At 52.3% G+C, this 16,652-nt stretch carries 18 protein-coding genes; 17 read left to right on the top strand and 1 reads right to left on the bottom strand.

What is annotated here, in order from left to right:
- The first annotated feature begins 115 nt into the window (after positions 1-115).
- The gene (locus OMQ46_RS00830; protein ID WP_266235029.1) at positions 116-526 is read left to right on the top strand and encodes a group II truncated hemoglobin; all 411 of its coding nucleotides are present in this window, start codon (positions 116-118) and stop codon (positions 524-526) included.
- Here OMQ46_RS00830 and OMQ46_RS00835 read toward each other — a convergent pair.
- Positions 523-1,158: a helix-turn-helix domain-containing protein gene (locus OMQ46_RS00835; RefSeq protein WP_266235031.1), complete on the bottom strand. Its 636-nt coding sequence runs from the start codon at positions 1,156-1,158 to the stop codon at positions 523-525. The genes OMQ46_RS00830 and OMQ46_RS00835 overlap by 4 nt on opposite strands.
- A gap of 243 nt (positions 1,159-1,401) precedes the next feature.
- Here OMQ46_RS00835 and OMQ46_RS00840 point away from each other — a divergent pair, with 243 nt between their 5' ends.
- From OMQ46_RS00840 to OMQ46_RS00915, 16 genes are all read left to right on the top strand, one after another.
- Positions 1,402-2,643, top strand: coding sequence for an FAD-dependent oxidoreductase (locus OMQ46_RS00840; RefSeq protein ID WP_266235033.1), 1,242 nt, complete (start codon positions 1,402-1,404; stop codon positions 2,641-2,643).
- Between the two features lie 14 nt (positions 2,644-2,657).
- Positions 2,658-2,921, top strand: a complete 264-nt coding sequence (locus tag OMQ46_RS00845) for a sarcosine oxidase subunit delta (RefSeq protein WP_266235034.1) — start codon at positions 2,658-2,660, stop codon at positions 2,919-2,921.
- On the top strand, positions 2,918-5,830 hold the full coding sequence (locus OMQ46_RS00850) for a 2Fe-2S iron-sulfur cluster-binding protein (RefSeq protein WP_266235036.1): 2,913 nt from the start codon (positions 2,918-2,920) through the stop codon (positions 5,828-5,830). The genes OMQ46_RS00845 and OMQ46_RS00850 overlap by 4 nt, the downstream gene beginning before the upstream one ends.
- A 2-nt stretch (positions 5,831-5,832) precedes the next feature.
- A complete protein-coding gene (locus tag OMQ46_RS00855; RefSeq protein ID WP_266235038.1) occupies positions 5,833-6,501 on the top strand; it encodes a sarcosine oxidase subunit gamma in 669 nt (222 codons plus the stop codon).
- A gap of 38 nt (positions 6,502-6,539) precedes the next feature.
- The gene (glnT, locus tag OMQ46_RS00860; RefSeq protein ID WP_266235040.1) at positions 6,540-7,910 is read left to right on the top strand and encodes a type III glutamate--ammonia ligase; all 1,371 of its coding nucleotides are present in this window, start codon (positions 6,540-6,542) and stop codon (positions 7,908-7,910) included.
- A gap of 36 nt (positions 7,911-7,946) precedes the next feature.
- Entirely contained in the window at positions 7,947-8,849 is a 903-nt protein-coding gene (locus OMQ46_RS00865; protein WP_266235041.1) for a class II glutamine amidotransferase, read from the top strand.
- A 23-nt stretch (positions 8,850-8,872) separates the two neighbouring features.
- Positions 8,873-9,613 carry a protein glxC gene (locus OMQ46_RS00870; RefSeq protein WP_266235042.1) on the top strand — a complete coding sequence of 247 codons (741 nt, stop codon included), beginning with the start codon at positions 8,873-8,875 and terminating at the stop codon, positions 9,611-9,613.
- A 25-nt stretch (positions 9,614-9,638) separates the two neighbouring features.
- Complete coding sequence (locus tag OMQ46_RS00875; protein ID WP_266235043.1) at positions 9,639-10,973, top strand: FMN-binding glutamate synthase family protein; 1,335 nt, start codon at positions 9,639-9,641, stop codon at positions 10,971-10,973.
- A gap of 180 nt (positions 10,974-11,153) precedes the next feature.
- Positions 11,154-11,459 (top strand): hypothetical protein, encoded by a 306-nt coding sequence (locus OMQ46_RS00880; RefSeq protein ID WP_266235044.1) that lies wholly within the window; start codon positions 11,154-11,156, stop codon positions 11,457-11,459.
- A gap of 12 nt (positions 11,460-11,471) precedes the next feature.
- Complete coding sequence (locus OMQ46_RS00885) at positions 11,472-11,882, top strand: hypothetical protein (RefSeq protein ID WP_266235046.1); 411 nt, start codon at positions 11,472-11,474, stop codon at positions 11,880-11,882.
- Positions 11,879-12,058 carry a hypothetical protein gene (locus tag OMQ46_RS00890; protein ID WP_266235048.1) on the top strand — a complete coding sequence of 60 codons (180 nt, stop codon included), beginning with the start codon at positions 11,879-11,881 and terminating at the stop codon, positions 12,056-12,058. Before OMQ46_RS00885 ends, OMQ46_RS00890 begins: the two co-directional genes overlap by 4 nt.
- Positions 12,055-13,449 (top strand): APC family permease, encoded by a 1,395-nt coding sequence (locus tag OMQ46_RS00895; protein ID WP_266235049.1) that lies wholly within the window; start codon positions 12,055-12,057, stop codon positions 13,447-13,449. The genes OMQ46_RS00890 and OMQ46_RS00895 overlap by 4 nt, the downstream gene beginning before the upstream one ends.
- 11 nt (positions 13,450-13,460) lie before the next feature.
- Positions 13,461-13,889 carry a universal stress protein gene (locus OMQ46_RS00900; protein WP_266235051.1) on the top strand — a complete coding sequence of 143 codons (429 nt, stop codon included), beginning with the start codon at positions 13,461-13,463 and terminating at the stop codon, positions 13,887-13,889.
- 58 nt (positions 13,890-13,947) lie between these two features.
- Entirely contained in the window at positions 13,948-14,619 is a 672-nt protein-coding gene (locus tag OMQ46_RS00905; RefSeq protein WP_266235053.1) for a hypothetical protein, read from the top strand.
- Positions 14,603-14,899, top strand: coding sequence for a hypothetical protein (locus OMQ46_RS00910; RefSeq protein ID WP_266235055.1), 297 nt, complete (start codon positions 14,603-14,605; stop codon positions 14,897-14,899). The genes OMQ46_RS00905 and OMQ46_RS00910 overlap by 17 nt, the downstream gene beginning before the upstream one ends.
- A gap of 238 nt (positions 14,900-15,137) precedes the next feature.
- Positions 15,138-16,595 (top strand): APC family permease, encoded by a 1,458-nt coding sequence (locus OMQ46_RS00915; RefSeq protein WP_266235057.1) that lies wholly within the window; start codon positions 15,138-15,140, stop codon positions 16,593-16,595.
- The last annotated feature ends 57 nt before the right edge of the window (positions 16,596-16,652 follow it).

Consider the following 16,652-nt stretch of genomic DNA (forward strand, 5'->3'; position numbering starts at 1 on the left):
CGGATATACCTCTTTGGGAGTACACACTCATCGGTATTTCACCGTCTCTTGCCCCTCACTAAAATCATTTTATTGATGGTTGCTGAGTGGTTAGGGGGTAAGCATGCAGCAAGCGATGACAAAACCTCGTGAAAGTATTTACCGACAGATTGGTGGCGCCGAGGGCGTTGAGCGGCTGGTTGAGACTTTCTGTAATATTCTGGAAACGACAGAGGTCGGTAAGCCTGTTTATCTGTTGCATCTGCGTGGTCATGGGATGGCCCATGCCCGAATGGAGCAGTTCAATTTCTTCTCCGGTTTATTCGGTGGCCCCAAGCTTTACGCTGAGAAATGGGGGCACTCCAACGTACGACAGATTCATGCGCATGTGCATATCGATGACAGTGTCAGTCAGGCCTGGCTGACCAGTATGTCTATGGCTATGGACAAACTGAACTATAGCCCGAATCTCAAACAGCAATTAATGCAGAGCTTTACTGATATGGCAGCAATTCTGGTTCGCCAATCAGCCCAGGCTCAAACTTAACCGTGTTGGTCGCCCTCAAAGTCGTCGAGGCTGTCGTAGTAGATGATAGCCAGGTAGCGGATCGGCATGTCCAGCTTGGCCATCGGTCGATGCGGCTGTTCGGCATCAAATGTCAGCGAATCACCGGGCTCAAGAATATAGAGCTTGTCACCCACAGAGTATTCCAGCTTGCCTTCCAGCATATAAATGAATTCGGTACCGGCGTGCTCGAAAGGGTCAAACACTTCGCTGTCTTCATCGAGCGAAATCAGGAACGGTTCAAACAGCTTTTTCGGGCCCGTGTCGTAGGCCAGCAGATGATAGGTGTGGCCGCTTTTAGTGCCGCGACGCACGACTTCCATGCCCTCGCCATGGGGAACGTACTGCGCCCCGGCCTTGGGCGTGTCGTAGTCATGAAACAGGCGGGAGAGGGTAACGCCCAGGGCGTTAGCCAGATGTTCCAGTTTTTCGAGGCTGGGTGACGTGAGACCGTTTTCGATTTTGCTCAACATGCCGCGGCTGACATTAGCCCGCTTACTGACTTCGGCAATGGTCAGACCGTTCTCCATCCGCAAGTGGCGCAAAGTATTGCCCAGATGTTTATCCAGTGAATGGCCGGTCGTCCCTGTGGTGAGCGATTCTTTGTTGTTCACGCCTGAAAATACTCCGTCGTATGCCTTGTTCAGGGCTTTGATTATAACCCAGTTTCCGGGCATCAGACCATTCAAAGATTCATTATATGAAAAAAAGTTTACTGCAAGTATTGACATCAAAAATCAGTCATGCGTAAATGGAAATCAAGTTTCATCCAGTGAAACAATGTTTACTAAAAAGGTGGTAGCCGCAGTCTACTTCTTAAGTAGTAGAAGCCAGCACCACGGCAGTGGAGGTAAAGAATGCCATTAGGACTTTTGAAATACGGTCTTAGCAAAGAACATCCGGCACCACGGTTTTTTCGGGACTGCACGCAGCCCAAGAAAAGCTACGATGCCGTCATCATCGGCGGTGGTGGTCATGGCCTCGCTGCCGCTTACTACCTGGCCAAAGATTACGGCATCACCAATGTCGCCGTGCTGGAAAAAGGCTATATCGGTGGTGGCAATACGGGCCGGAACACCACGATCGTCCGTTCCAATTACCTGACACCGGAAGGCGTCAACTTCTATGACGCCAGCGTCAAAATGTATGAGGACCTGTCGGAAGAGCTGGACCTCAACCTGTTTTACTCCACCCGCGGTCACTTCACACTGGCGCACACCGAATCCGCGATGCGCACCATGCGCTGGCGTGCCGAAGTGAATAAACATGTTGGTGTGGAGAGCTATGTGGTCGGTCCGGATGAAATCTCCAAAGCCTGTCCTCAGCTGGATATTCAATGTAGTGGTCAGGCGCCCATTATGGGCGCGCTGTATCACGCACCCGGTTCAGTGGCGCGTCATGATGCTGTGGCCTGGGGCTATGCCAAAGAAGCCGATCGTATGGGTGTGGAAATATTTCAGATGACCGAAGTCACCGGTATCGATGTGAAAAGCGGCAAGGTCGTCGGCGTCAATTCCAGTAAGGGTTACATCGAAACTAACCGGGTTTTGTCTGCCGTTGCCGGTTTTACACCGCGTATTACCGACATGGTCGATATCGATACCCCGATTGTGATTCACCCACTGCAAGCCTGCGTCAGTGAGCCGATGAAACCCTGGCTCGATACCATCCTGGTGTCCGGCAGCCTGCATGTTTATGTCAGCCAGTCATCCCGTGGTGAGCTGGTCATGGGGTCTTCGCTGGATCCTTATGAAGTGCATTCAACCCGCAGTTCACTGGATTTCGTCGAGGGCCTCACTTCGCACATCGTCGATATGTTCCCGTTCCTGTCCAACGTCAAAGTGGTTCGTCAGTGGGCCGGCATGGCCGATCTGACCCCGGACTTTGCGCCGGTGATGGGGAAAACCCCGGTGGAAGGTTTCTATCTCGACGCCGGCTGGGGTACCTGGGGCTTTAAGGCAACACCTATCAGCGGTAAGACGATGGCCGAGACCATCGCCCGTGATGCGGCCCCGGATCTGATCCAGCCTTTCCGTTTATCCCGTTTTGAAGACTACGAGCTGACCGGTGAAAAAGGTGCAGCCTCGGTCGGACACTAAGTGAGAAACACACCATGAAATTACTTCAATGTCCAATCAACGGCATCCGGCCTCTCAGCGAATTCACCTACGGCGGTGAGTACCGTGATATGCCGAATCCCGACACCTGCAGCGACAAGGAATGGGCTGCCTACGTGCACTACCGTCATGGTGCACCCGGTGTGAAAAAGGAATGGTGGTACCACGGGCCCAGCGGCACCTGGTTTATTGCCGAACGCGACACGATGGCTGACAAAGTCGTCCGTACCTACATTGCCGGTCAGGAGGAAGCAAAATGACCCGTCGAATTGCAAAGAAAAGAGGCGAGTGGATCAACCGCGACAAGCCCCTGACGTTTGAATACGAAGGTCAGCAGGTACAGGGTTACGAGGGTGACACCATCAGCAGTGCACTGTGGGCCAATGGTATTCAGGTTTTGGGCCGCAGCTTCAAGTATCACCGTGCCCGTGGTCTGTTGAGTTTTGCCAATCATGATGTCAACGCGCTGATGACCGATGGTGAAGACACCAATATTCGCGCTGATGTCTGGCCGGTCAGCCATGGTATGACCTTGAAAGCGGTCAATACCGATGGCGGCGTTATCAAAGATAAGAACAAGTATATCGATTACTTGTCACCGTTTTTGCCGGTCGGCTTCTATTACAAAACCTTTTATAAACCCAAACGGATGTTCCCGTTCTGGGAAGACAAAATCCGTAAAGCAGCCGGACTGGGCGAGGTTAACTCTAACTACCCGCGCAATATCCGTCCTAAACGCCATGCGCATTGTGATGTGCTGGTAGTCGGTGCCGGTGCATCCGGTCTGTCAGCGGCCCTGACTGCGGCAGCAGAAGGCCTGAGTGTGATTCTGGTGGATGAGAACCGCCAGGCAGGCGGCAGTCTGAGCTATGACTATGCCGGTGATCAGACTTCTGCTGACACACTGAATACGCTGCTGAGTGAAGTCGAAGCCAACAGCAATATCCGCCTGATTACCGATGCTTATGCCGGTGGTTATTACACTGACCACCTGGTGCCGATTGTCGAAAAAAGCGGTATCACCAAGGTGCGCGCACAATCTGTGATTGTGGCAACCGGCGTATTCGAGCAACCCCCCGTGTTCCGCTACAACGATCTGCCAGGCGTGATGCTGGGCAGCGCTGCTCAGCGGCTGGTGCATCGTTATGCGGTCAAGCCATTTGATAAAGGTGTGGTTGTGACAGCCAATGATCATGGCTACCGCACGGCACTGGATCTGGCCTCGGTCGGTGTTGAAGTCGTTGCCGTCATCGATATGCGCATCAGTGGTGCCGGTCAGGAGTTGACTCAAAAGGTCAAAGACAGTGGCATCAGCGTGCATAAAGGCAGCTGCATTTATGAAGCCGTGCCCACTGGTGACAAGCTGGGCGTGAAAGAGGTGGTGGTCTGTCCTTATAACGAAAACACCGCTGAAGCTGATACCAGCCGCAGTGTGCGTCTGAGTTGTGATGGCGTTGCTATGAGTGCCGGCTGGGCACCGGCTGCCGCGCTGCTGTACCAGGCTGGTACCAAAATGGGCTACGACTATGATGTCGAACAGTTCGTCCCGGCCCAGCTGCCTGAAGGCGTATTTGCTGCCGGTAAGGTCAACGGCGTGTTTGATTTGAAATCACGTCAGCAGGATGGCCGCCGTGCCGCGACGGAAGCCGCTAATTACCTGGGTAAAGTGGTCCAGCTGGAGCGCTTTAAAGCCGCATCGGTCAACCGTCCCAGCCATCCTTATCCCATCGTCAACCATCCCAAAGGCAAGAACTTTGTTGATTTTGACGAGGATATCCAGGTTAAGGACTTTATCAATGCCGCCAAAGAAGGTTTCGACAATATCGAATTGATGAAACGCTTTACCACGGTTGGCATGGGCCCGAGCCAGGGCAAGCATTCCAATATGAATGCCATCCGGATCCTGGCTCGTATCCGTCAGCTGCCGGTAGAAAAAATCGGCACTACGACTGCACGTCCATTCTTCCATCCGACCCCGATTGGTCACCTGGGTGGACGTGGTTTCCATCCTCATCGCTATACCGCGATGCACCAGTGGCATGTGGATCACGGCGGTGAAATGATGGAAGCCGGTGTCTGGATGCGTCCGGCCTATTATGCGCCGGCCGGTTCCGGTCTGACTGCCAGTGAGGCGGTACAGCAGGAAACGCTGGCGGTACGCGAGAGCGTGGGCATGATCGACGGCAGCACCCTAGGCAAAATCGAGGTCTTCGGCAGCGATGCCGGCGCCTTCCTGGAACGTTTTTACACCGGTAAGTTTGCCGATCAAAAAGTCGGTGGCAGTCGCATTGCCATGCTGCTCGATGAAGCCGGTGTGGTCAGTGACGATGGTGTCGCGGTGAGAATGGCGGAAGACCAGTTTTATGTCTCCACCAACTCATCCAATGCCGCGACCGTTTACCGTGAAATGCAGCGCTACGTTCAGCTGTGGAAGATGCAGGTCACGCTGGTCAACCTGACCGGTGCAATGGCAGCGATGACTGTCGCTGGTCCCAAATCCCGTGATGTCGTGGCGGCGCTGACCGAGATTGATGTGTCTGAAGCCGGCATGGGTAAAGGCGCGTTCCGTACCGGAAAAGTGGCCGGTGTCGATGCCCGCGTGATGCGTGTCAGCTTTGTTGCGGATCTCGCCTTCGAAATCCATGTGCCCTACAGAGCCGGTCTGCATGTCTGGAAAGCACTGATGGAAGCCGGTAAATCATCAGGCATACGCCCATTCGGAACCGATGCCCAGCGTCTGCTGCGTCTGGAGATGGGGCATCACCTGGTGAGTCACGATACCGATGGTCTGACCAACCCGTTTGAAGCGCATTCTGAATCTCTGGTGGCGATGGATAAACCGTTCTTCATCGGTCAGCGCAGCCTGAAAATCCTGGAGAAAAAGCCGCTTAACAAGAAGCTGACCACTTTTGTACTGGATCCGGGCTTCAACGGCGAGATGCCAAATGAGTGCAACCTGGTCATTGATAGTGCAAGCCGTATTGCTGGACGAGTCACCAGTATTTCCTACAGCGGCTATCTTGATCGTCACATCGGCTTTGCCTTTGTGCCGCCTGAACAGAGCCATGACGGCGCCCGTTTCCAGATCCGTACCGACTCCGGTGCGATGGTATCGGCGACCGCCTGCAATGCACCGTTTTTCCACCTTTTAGAGAGTAGAGGAGAGTAATCATGCAAGACGCCGTATTAATGAGTCCGGTGGCCTTTGCTCACGCATTAAGGAAGCCGGTCAGCGGGGAAGTCAATGGCATGGAGACTGCATTGAGCTTTGATGCAGCCGATGTGGAAGCCTCACGCAGCAAGACCTTGAGTATCTGCGATGTCAGCAATCTCAATCGTTTTGGTGTGAAAGGACCACAGGCTGCCAACTGGTTGCAGACAGCGGGAATCAAGCTGCCTGAAACCACTAACAGCTGGACGCCACAGGACAACGGCAGTCTGGTGATGCGTTTGGGTAATACCGAGTTTCTGCTGGAAGACCGGCCGGAAAACGACCTTGCCCGGATGCTCAACGACACCGCCGTGAATGAGGGCGGTGTGCATAAAGTGATGCGCAATGACGCGGCATTTATTGTCAGCGGTGAGCTGACCCTAGCCCTGTTTTCTGAAGTGTGTGCCATCGATCTGGACGGCGCGACCCTGGCAGAAAATCGTCTGGTCATGACTGTCATCGCCGGTGTGTCAGCAACGCTGCTGAAGCAGACGCTCAACGGCCAATCTGTTTATCGCATCTGGTGTGACGGAACCTTCGGACCTTATTTGTGGAAAACCCTGCTCAGCATTATCGAAGAGCAGGGCGGCGGCCCGGTCGGTTTCAATTTTTATTACTCGCTTACTTAATCACCAACGCTGTTTTTATAAACAGAAGGAAAGAGATCATGAAATACGAACACAACGACACACTTCTGGAGTCAGCCCAAATCGAGCAGGCCAAGAAGTTTCTGAAAGACAATGATGTTAAATACGTCTTGGCTCAGTTTGTCGATATTCACGGTGTCGCCAAGGTTAAATCTGTCCCTGCTTCACACCTGGAAGACATTACCACTAATGGTGCCGGCTTTGCCGGGGGTGCTATCTGGGGCATGGGCATTGCGCCTAATGGTCCCGATTATATGGCGGTGGGTGATTTAAGTACCCTGAGTTTGCTGCCCTGGCAGCCAGGCTATGCCCGCATCATCTGCGACGGTCATGTCAATGGACAACCTTACGGTCATGACAGCCGTGTGGTGCTGAAAAATCAGATCAAGCGCCTGGAAGAAAAAGGCTGGATTCTTTATACCGGCCTGGAACCTGAATTCTCTCTGCTCAAGAAAGACCCGGTCACCGGCAAGATTGAACCATGGGAAGAAACAGACACCCTGCAAAAACCCTGCTATGACTACAAAGGTATAAAGCGCCAGGGTGAGTATCTCGAAAAAATGACCGAAGCCTTGATGAAAGTCGGTCTCGATATCTATCAAATCGACCACGAGGATGCGAATGGTCAGTTTGAAATCAACTACACCTACGCTGATGCCCTCAAGAGCGCTGATGACTACATTATGTTCAAGATGGGTGCCAGCGAAATCGCCAATGAAATGGGCATGATCTGCTCCTTCATGTCGAAACCGTTCAGTAACCGCCCCGGCAATGGCATGCACATGCATATGTCGATTGGTGATGGTGAGAAGAGTCTGTTCCATGATGACAGTGATCCCAATGGTCTTGGCCTGTCGAAAATGGCCTATCACTTTATGGCTGGCATCCTGGAGCATGCTCCTGCACTGACTGCAATAGCAGCGCCTACCGTTAACTCATACAAACGTCTGGTCGTCGGCCGCTCCCTGTCCGGTGCGACCTGGGCACCAGCCTATATTTCTTACGGTAATAACAACCGTTCGACCATGGTGCGTATCCCCTACGGACGCATCGAACTGCGGCTGCCGGATGGCACCTGCAACCCTTATCTGACTGCTGCAGCAGCCATTGCTGCCGGTCTGGACGGCGTGGAACGCCAATTGGATCCAGGCAAAGGTCACGACTCAAACCTCTACGACATGACACCGGCCGAACTGGAACAAAACGGTATCGGCATCCTGCCGCAAAACCTCCATGAGGCCTTGCTGGCACTGGAAAAGGACGACGTCGTGAAAGGTGCTTTGGGTGAAGGACTGGCCAAGGAATTCCTGGAACTGAAACACATGGAATGGGTGGAGTACATGCGTCATGTCTCCGATTGGGAAATCAACCGTTACGTTGAGTTTTATTAATACTCCGCCTGAGAGGCGTTTTTTAGGAGAAATCTTATGTGTGGAATCGTTGGTCTTTATCTGAAAAACGATAAATACGAGAGCGAAATTGGCAAACTGTTCGCCCCGATGCTGATTGCGATGACCGAACGTGGTCCTGACAGTGCTGGTTTTGCGGTCTACGGCGATGCCGTAGAAGACGGCATCAAACTGACCCTGCGTCATGAAGACGAAAACTACGACTGGACAGCCCTGGCGAAAGACATCGAAACGGCCCTGGATACCAAAGTGAACTGGTTCCAGAACAGTAAAGTTGCCGTGTTCAAAGTCGGCGTCGATGCTGAAAAAGTCGAGGACTACCTGGAACAGAATCATGACGATGTACTGGTTATGAGTTCAGGTAAATCGATCGAAATCCTGAAAGAAGTCGGTCTGCCGGAACGTATCGTTGATATGTTCAAACTGGGCGATATGAAAGGCAGCCACATCATTGGCCACACCCGTATGGCGACGGAATCTGCTGTCACCATGGCAGGCAGCCATCCTTTCTCAACCGGTCTGGATCTGTGCCTGGTACATAACGGCTCTTTTTCCAACCACAACCGCCTGCGTAAAGAGCTGCAACGCGAAGGGATTGAATTCGATACCGAAAACGATACCGAAGTCGCAGCAGGTTACCTGACTTACCGTCTGCAGCAGGGTGATTCTCTGAATGAAGCACTCGAGAACGCGCTGAAAACGTTGGACGGTTTCTACACCTTAACCATTGGCACCAAAGACGGTTTTGCTGTGGTGCGTGACCCGATTGCCTGTAAACCGGCCGTCATTGCTGAAACCGACGATTACGTGGCAATGGCATCTGAATACCAGGCTTTGACAACCCTGCCGGGTATCGAAGACGCCAAGGTCTGGGAACCGGAACCTGCACGTATCTACGTCTGGGAACGTAACGGTAACTGAGATTAGGTGATTAGGAGAAGATAATGAGTACAAACAACTTAGCAGAACAAACCTCTGCATTCGAAACCATCAACGGTGTCGGTACGGTTGACCTGTCAGTTCAGACGGTGCGTGACCTGAACCAGGCACTGCACGATCAGCATGATGAAATGACCATCGAAAAATGGGATGTGCTGAACCCGAAAGGCCATCACAACCTGGCGGTTGGTGTTAATCAGAAACTGAAAATCGATATCCACGGTCCGGCCGGTTACTACTGTGCCGGCATGAATCAGGAAGCTGAAATCACGATTCACGGCCACACCGGTCAGGGCGTGGCGGAAAACATGATGTCAGGCCTGGTACGTGTTAAAGGCAATGCCTCATCGGCAGCGGGTGCCACCGCGCACGGTGGTCTCCTGGTGATTGAAGGCGACGCCGGTTCACGTTGTGGTATTTCCATGAAAGGTGTCGACATCCTCGTCAAAGGCAGCGTCGGTCACATGAGCTGCTTTATGGGGCAGGCCGGCGTACTGGCCGTTTGTGGTGACGCTGGTGAAGCCCTGGGCGACTCGCTCTATGAAGCACACATCTATGTCAAAGGCAGTGTGAAATCCCTGGGTGCGGACTGCATTGAAAAAGAAATGCGTGCCGAACACATCGAAGAACTGACCGAGCTGTTTGAACGTGCCGGTGTGACCGATCAGGACCCGAGAGATTTCAAACGCTACGGCTCTGCCAGACAGCTTTACAACTTCAAAGTTGATAACGCTGGTGCTTATTAATTGCTGATATTGCGAGGAAATAGAAATGACTGAAAAGAGAAAATACATGACCGTACCGCGCGAGTCAGCGACATTCGACCGTTTGACGATGGCTGAAATCCGTCGCGCTGCCGATACCGGTATTTATGATATCCGCGGTGCTGGTGCCAAGCGCAAGCTGCCACACTTCGATGACCTGTTGTTCCTGGGTGCGAGTATGTCGCGTTACCCGCTGGAAGGTTATCGTGAAAAATGCAACACCTCGGTCACGCTGGGTAACCGTTTTGCCAAGAAACCGATTGAGCTGGAAATCCCGGTTACGATTGCCGGTATGAGCTTTGGTGCTTTGTCTGCCTATGCCAAAGAAGCGCTGGGCCGTGGCGCCTCAGCAGTCGGTACCTCCACCACTACCGGTGACGGTGGTATGACGCCGGAAGAGCGCGGTCAGTCCACCAAACTGGTCTATCAGTATCTGCCATCACGCTACGGCATGAACCCGGATGATCTGCGTAAAGCCGATGCCATCGAAGTGGTACTGGGTCAGGGTGCGAAACCGGGTGGCGGCGGTATGCTGCTGGGTCAGAAAATCACCGACCGTGTGGCGAAGATGCGTACCCTGCCAAAAGGCGTGGATCAGCGTTCTGCCTGTCGTCATCCAGACTGGACCGGTCCTGACGATCTGGAAATCAAGATCAAGGAACTGCGTGAAATCACCGACTGGCAGGTGCCGATTTATATCAAAGTCGGTGCCACCCGCACTTACTACGATGTGAAGCTGGCGGTCAAAGCCGGTGCTGACGTTATCATCGTCGACGGTATGCAGGGCGGCACCGCAGCCACCCAGGACGTGTTTATCGAACACGTCGGTATTCCGACCATGGCAGCCATTCCCCAAGCCGTACAGGCACTGCAGGAAATGGGCATGCACCGTAAGGTTCAGCTGATTGTCTCCGGTGGTATCCGTAACGGTGCCGACGTGGCCAAGTGTATGGCACTGGGTGCTGACGCGGTTGCTATCGGTACTGCGGCGATGGTCGCGCTGGGTGATAACGATCCGAAGTGGGAAGAAGAGTACCAGAAACTGGGCTCCACAGCGGGTTCTTACGATGACTGGCATGAAGGTCGTGACCCTGCCGGTATTTCTACCCAGGATCCAGAGCTGATGAAACGCTTTGATCCGGTTGAAGGTGGCCGTCGTCTGGCGAACTACCTGCGTGTTTTAACCCTGGAAGCGCAAACCCTGGCCCGTGCCTGCGGTAAGAATGATCTGCGTAACCTGGAACCGGAAGATCTGGTTGCCCTGACTGTTGAATCTGCTGCTATGGCCCGTGTACCACTGGCCGGCACCAGCTGGATTCCGGGTCAGCAACAGACCTTCTAAGCCCCGTTTTTAACGAGCGATCGAAATAAGGGCCGGTACTGCAAAGAATGAATCACTTGTGATCCTTACCCCGTCATCTAGTGTTGATTTCAGCGTGGTATCGGCCCTTATCTTTTTTGCATTTTTTTCAACAGGAGGAATTCGTGTAATTCATTAGTTCAAACAAGAGAGGAAACAATCATGAATAATAATTTAAAAAAACGTATACAAAATATGTATCTACGGGACTGTATCATGGCCTGGTCGGATATCATTCTGATCTGGCTGGCTGTGGGCTTCGTCCTCATTAGTATCTTAAACATCGTCGATGACCCCATTGTTCAATGGGTGTTAATCATCTCCAGTGGTCTGCTTGTGCTCTTTAATACCGCCTCTGTCGGGTCGATGACTCGTCACTATGCGGAAGATAAAGCGTTCATCTATGGCCTCGATATCAAGCACCTGGATGAGAACCGGGCGGCTAAAAACGATGCAAGAGTCAATTAATGAGGAAATGCTATGTCCAGTTATATACCCAAGATCCAGCCTAAACGGGGACAGTTGTTTGATAGTCTGTTTATTCTGGTACTGGTTTATGTAAGTCTCTATATCCCTCTGTTTCTGGAATCCGACAGTAAGTCGGTCGATGAAACAGCCATTGTCCAGTCCCACTCCTGGGAATCTCTGGGCGTCTCCCCTGTTGAACAGGAACAGTGGCAAAAGCTTGGTTATGACGAACAGGCTGCTGCTGAGATTATCAACAATAAGTTCGATTACACCATTGACCCGTTAATGCTTGCCATTACGGCGCTGGTGATCATCGGCTATTTCTTTTTCATGCTGCGGGTTTCCAACAAGCAATACCGGGAAGTCATCAGAGAAAAATTCGATAGTCAGGAGACAGCTTCAAACAGGGAGGCAACACAATGATTTGGTGGGATATTTTAAGTTATGCCGCCTGGATTATCTCCGGGCTGCTACTGCTGTGGATTCTGGTCGATGCCATCAGTGTATCGCGTGAGTTTGACGAAGAGCTTCTGGTCAGTTCCCGTGAGGGTGCCGATGAGTTGCTTGAACAAATCAAGCAAGAGGAGGGCATCCGATGACCGCTGAATCTACGACTGCAGACAATGTACAACGCATCTCGATGTTCAAGGTGCTCAACCCTTTCCATGTATGGGCTTTAGGGGTTGGGATCGTATTAGTTGGCGAGTTTATGGGCTGGAACTTCTCCGTCGCCAAAGGGGGCGCCTATGGGGCCCTGATTGCCTGCTGGGTGATCGGGCTCTTATATAGTTGTGTCGCCATGATCGACTCGGAAGTGACCTCGACAGTAGCCGCAGCAGGTGGGCAGTATACCCAGGCCAAGCACATTATCGGTCCGCTTATGGCCTTTAATGTGGGGTTGTATCTGGTGATGGCCTACACCATGTTGGAAGCGGCCGATGCCCTGATTGTCGGTGATTTGATGGCTGCAGTCGCAGCTGCCACCGGCTATGAAGGTCTCAATCCGCAACCTTTTGTGGTGCTGACGATCGCCTTTCTGGCCTGGCTTAACTATCGCGGTGTGTTCATGACGCTGACAGTGAACTTTGTTATCACGCTGTTTGCGTTTTTGGCGATTATTGCCCTGTTTGTGGGGACTGATCCGCTCAATCCCGGCAACATACTCAAGCACAGTGATCTGCTCACTGAACTGCCCTATGGCTGGATTGGGGTTGTGGCAGCATTGCAGTTTGGTATGTGGTATTACCTCGGTATTGAGGGCACCTGTCAGGCAGCAGAGGAGGTTCGTAGTGCGGGCCGCGCAATTCCACTGGGTACCATCGGTGGCATTCTGACCTTACTGGTGGCAGCCAGTCTGACCTGGTATGTCTCTACCGGTCTGATGCCCTGGCAGTATCTGGGGCAGGCAACGACACCGTTGTATGATGCGGCCTCGATTATCGGTAATCCCTCTCTGCAGGTGGTCTTGTTCATCGGTACCATGTTTGCAGCCATTGCCTCAGCCAATGGCTGTATCAATGATGCCGCACGTGCCTGGTTCTCAATGGGGCGGGATCGTTATATGCCGACCTGGTTTGGTGCGATTCACCCGCATTACCGTACACCTTTCCGGGCCATTATTTTCCTGATTCCGATTGCGGTGTCATTTGCCTTTACCGGCTTACTGGATCAGGTAATTACCTTCTCGATTCTGTCCGGTCTGCTGGGCTACACCTTCATGTCAATCAACATGATGAAGTTCAGAAAGATGTGGCCGCTGGGTGTGATCAAACGGGGCTACATCCATCCGTTTCACCCGATACCGGCGCTGGTATTGCTGGCACTGTGTTCGGTGGTCTATTTTGCGACCTTCCTCGGTTACGGCGCTTCGTTGCTGTCGATCATGGCCTTCTACATCGTCGCGTCAGTGTGGTTTGTCATGCGTCGCTATCAGTTTGTGAAACGGGGTGATCAGTTCACGATGCCCTGGCCACGGCCTAAAGGCTATTAAGGAGGAACGTCATGAAAAAAATCTTATGTGCAACCGACGGTTCTCACAGTGCGCAGAAAGCGGTGGACTATGCGATTGAACTGGCGAAGTTGGCAGAGGCAGAACTGACTTTTATTCACGTGGTAATGCCTACCGGTGAGGATGTTTCACATACTTATTTCTGGAACTCCAATATGCTCGATGCCGCGCATGATCAAATCCAGATGGAGTTGCATGATGCGATGGAACGGGCTCATCAACGTGACTTGCAGCCAGTCTATTGCACTACTGTTCCCGGTCATAACATTGCCAGGGCAATCATTGATTATGCCGAAAACAATGACCATGACCATGTGGTAACAGGGTCAGTCGGCCGAACAGGTGTCGCCAAGGTTCTGCTGGGCTCTATCGCCGAGCAGGTGATCAGTAAGGCGCATTGTCCGGTCACGGTCGTGCGTTGACTTCGTGCCCCGTAACTGTGGTTACGGGGCTTTTTTTTGCCGGTTTAAGGAGGCAAAAATGACACAACTTATCATTCTGATGACCGTGGTATTTTCGATATCCTTGTGGCTCATCTACCGCCGTCATCATCACCAGATACTGCGTGACCGGGCTGCTTTATTAAGTGAAAGTCACAAAGTGATAGACATTAAGCAGCGTGTTTTGGATCAGGCCGGTTTTGCTCACCTGGCAGGAGAGTTCGCCGGTACCAGCGTGGCGCTGAAACTGGAAGTGGATAATCTGACCGCACGTAAATTACCGATAATGTGGTTGCATATCACCATGCTCAGACCCGCCGGCAGTGAGGGCAGTCTGGATATTCTGATGAGACCGCAGAGCGGTGATGTTTTCAGTCCCGGTTGGAATTGGGAGCGGCCGGTTACTCCCCCGAAAAACTGGCCTCAACATGCGCGTTATGTCAGTAAAAACAAAGTGCCGAGCCTGCAGCGTATCGACGGCGATATTCAAAGTATTTTTGCTGACCAGCGTGTGAAAGCGTTGCTGATCACCCCGGATGCCGTGAGATTGACTTATCTGGCCAGGCAAGGCGACAGGGGACAATATTTGCTCTTGCGGATGGCGGATTTTGATATGCAGCCACTGGATCCGACAGAAATTGCTGCTTTGAGCCGACAACTGCAGACTTTGCTGTTTAATCTGGACGGGGGCCATTATGAAAAAGCCGCCTGATGAGCAGGGCACGGGTTTGTGGCATCCCTACCTGGTGTTGCTGGTTGCGATTATTCTGCCAGGTGTTGGTCAGGTACTGAACCAGTCACCCATGCGCGGACTCACCATGGTTTTTTTTATGCTGGTACTGGGCGTAGTGACATTCAACATGGCCAGCCCCGGGGTTTCCGTGATCGGTCAGTTTGCCGGTGGTCTCTTTATCTATGCCTTGTCAGTGATGGATGCATACCTCTGGGCAAAGGTGCGATGGGTTAGTCGGTCTTATCACGAACACGCCTGATTCGGTGTCTCCAAATTCGCCAGCCAGACATTGAAGGTTTCACCTTCAGTGACAGTTTTCTATTGTCAATCAGAAACATAGATTCGCATCGTTACTACCTATGGAGTACTCACAGAAGATAATTACAGTCTTGTTGCAGTAGGGGTAAGTTCAGTTCAGGTCCTGAATTGCCGATTCGGAACCGTCTGAAATTCAATGCTAATAGCAAAAAGCTAAACCACTAGCTGGAGATAGAGATATGAGTGAGTACAACGAATCATCTGTTGGCACCCACGATGCAGAGTCACTGGAACGGTCAATTGACTGGAAACAGGGGCTGGCAATCGCATCTGGGGTGCCATTATTAATTTTACCGTCGCTGGGTTACTTCCCCATGTGGGTGGCGGCAGCGGCTATTCTGGTCTGGGGGCTGTCGGTGCTGCAGGGCTTTATGCAGAATCTGGCCTACGCGGAAATGGCGACTGCCTTTCCCAAAGCATCCGGGTTGCCGGGGTTTGCCCAGCACGTTTTTACATCGAAAGACTACCAGGGAAAGTATGACAAAGGTAAGTTGATTGGCGGTTTCAGTGCCTGGAGTTACTGGTTTGCCTGGAACCCGGTGTTAGCTATCTTCGCCATACTGGTTGGCAGTTACCTGCAGGGGTTGTTCCCCGGCCTGGGTGAGATGTTTACTGAATACCAACTGTCGTTGATTTCGGGCGTGGTGATCTTCAGTGGTCTTATCATCGTCAATTACTTCGGTCTCAAAGACGGTGCGGTGCTGGGTTACATTCTGGCGGCGGTTTCAATCATCCCACTGGTGGTAATGACTGCAGTACCGTTTGCGACCGGTTCAGTGGATATGAGCAATATCACGTCATCCTGGCTTCCGGCTGACTGGTCATGGGATATGCATCATATTCTGATTCTGTTTGGTTTGTTTGCCATCGCCCAATGGAGTGCCTGTGCCTGGGAAACGGCAGCGATTTACGGCCCGGAATACAAAAAACCATCGGTTGATGTACCCAAAGCCTTGTTTGTCTGCGGTGCGATTTGTCTGTTGACCTTCGTGCTGGTACAGGCTGCGGTTATCGGTGTACTGGGTGTGGAAGGTGTTCTGGCTGAGCCCCTGTCACCCATGATTCCGGTTGCACAGGCTGCATTTGGTGAGTCCGGATCCGTTATCACCATCATCATGCTGATTGCGGCAATGATCCTGATTATTCAAACCGCCTATCTGGGTTCTGCCCGTGCCATGCACTCAATGGCGCATGAAGGCAATCTGCCTAAAGTGCTGAGTAAAGTGAATGGCCATGGCACGCCGGTACTGGCGATGGTGGTCATCGGTCTGTTCAACCTGGTGCTGATATCCATGGGCACGCCAGCAGCAATTCTGGCCGCTTCTGCGATTGGTTACACCTGTGCGAACGGTATCAGTCTGTTTGCTTACGTTAAAGCTAAAAAAGACCCGCGTTTTATCAATGTCGAGCGTCCTTTCAAAGCACCGGCCGGCTGGAAAAATGTGGCCATGCTTTTCGGTCTGTTCAATATCCCGCTGTGTCTGGTTGGCGTGGTGTATCTGAACAGCCTGGAAGTCGGCTGGTTCTCAACTTGGGTNTCNTCGNNCTGGGNATNTACCNNCNAATCTGGNTCNANACCCAATTTGAGACCCGCCAGCCAGCACAATGCGGCGATCGGCGCTGTTGCCAGTAAATGATAACGCTGTAACGAAGGGGGCAGTAGACTCTGCCCCCTTATTTTGTTTATCACCACA

The sequence above is a fragment of the Methylophaga sp. OBS1 genome (genome assembly GCF_026319365.1).

Coding starts and splice junctions, on each gene's coding strand:
- OMQ46_RS00830 (WP_266235029.1), top strand. CDS start 116: ATGACAAAACCTCGTGAAAGTATTTACCGACAGATTGGTGGCGCCGAG.
- OMQ46_RS00840 (WP_266235033.1), top strand. CDS start 1,402: ATGCCATTAGGACTTTTGAAATACGGTCTTAGCAAAGAACATCCGGCA.
- OMQ46_RS00845 (WP_266235034.1), top strand. CDS start 2,658: ATGAAATTACTTCAATGTCCAATCAACGGCATCCGGCCTCTCAGCGAA.
- OMQ46_RS00850 (WP_266235036.1), top strand. CDS start 2,918: ATGACCCGTCGAATTGCAAAGAAAAGAGGCGAGTGGATCAACCGCGAC.
- OMQ46_RS00855 (WP_266235038.1), top strand. CDS start 5,833: ATGCAAGACGCCGTATTAATGAGTCCGGTGGCCTTTGCTCACGCATTA.
- glnT (WP_266235040.1), top strand. CDS start 6,540: ATGAAATACGAACACAACGACACACTTCTGGAGTCAGCCCAAATCGAG.
- OMQ46_RS00865 (WP_266235041.1), top strand. CDS start 7,947: ATGTGTGGAATCGTTGGTCTTTATCTGAAAAACGATAAATACGAGAGC.
- OMQ46_RS00870 (WP_266235042.1), top strand. CDS start 8,873: ATGAGTACAAACAACTTAGCAGAACAAACCTCTGCATTCGAAACCATC.
- OMQ46_RS00875 (WP_266235043.1), top strand. CDS start 9,639: ATGACTGAAAAGAGAAAATACATGACCGTACCGCGCGAGTCAGCGACA.
- OMQ46_RS00880 (WP_266235044.1), top strand. CDS start 11,154: ATGAATAATAATTTAAAAAAACGTATACAAAATATGTATCTACGGGAC.
- OMQ46_RS00885 (WP_266235046.1), top strand. CDS start 11,472: ATGTCCAGTTATATACCCAAGATCCAGCCTAAACGGGGACAGTTGTTT.
- OMQ46_RS00890 (WP_266235048.1), top strand. CDS start 11,879: ATGATTTGGTGGGATATTTTAAGTTATGCCGCCTGGATTATCTCCGGG.
- OMQ46_RS00895 (WP_266235049.1), top strand. CDS start 12,055: ATGACCGCTGAATCTACGACTGCAGACAATGTACAACGCATCTCGATG.
- OMQ46_RS00900 (WP_266235051.1), top strand. CDS start 13,461: ATGAAAAAAATCTTATGTGCAACCGACGGTTCTCACAGTGCGCAGAAA.
- OMQ46_RS00905 (WP_266235053.1), top strand. CDS start 13,948: ATGACACAACTTATCATTCTGATGACCGTGGTATTTTCGATATCCTTG.
- OMQ46_RS00910 (WP_266235055.1), top strand. CDS start 14,603: ATGAAAAAGCCGCCTGATGAGCAGGGCACGGGTTTGTGGCATCCCTAC.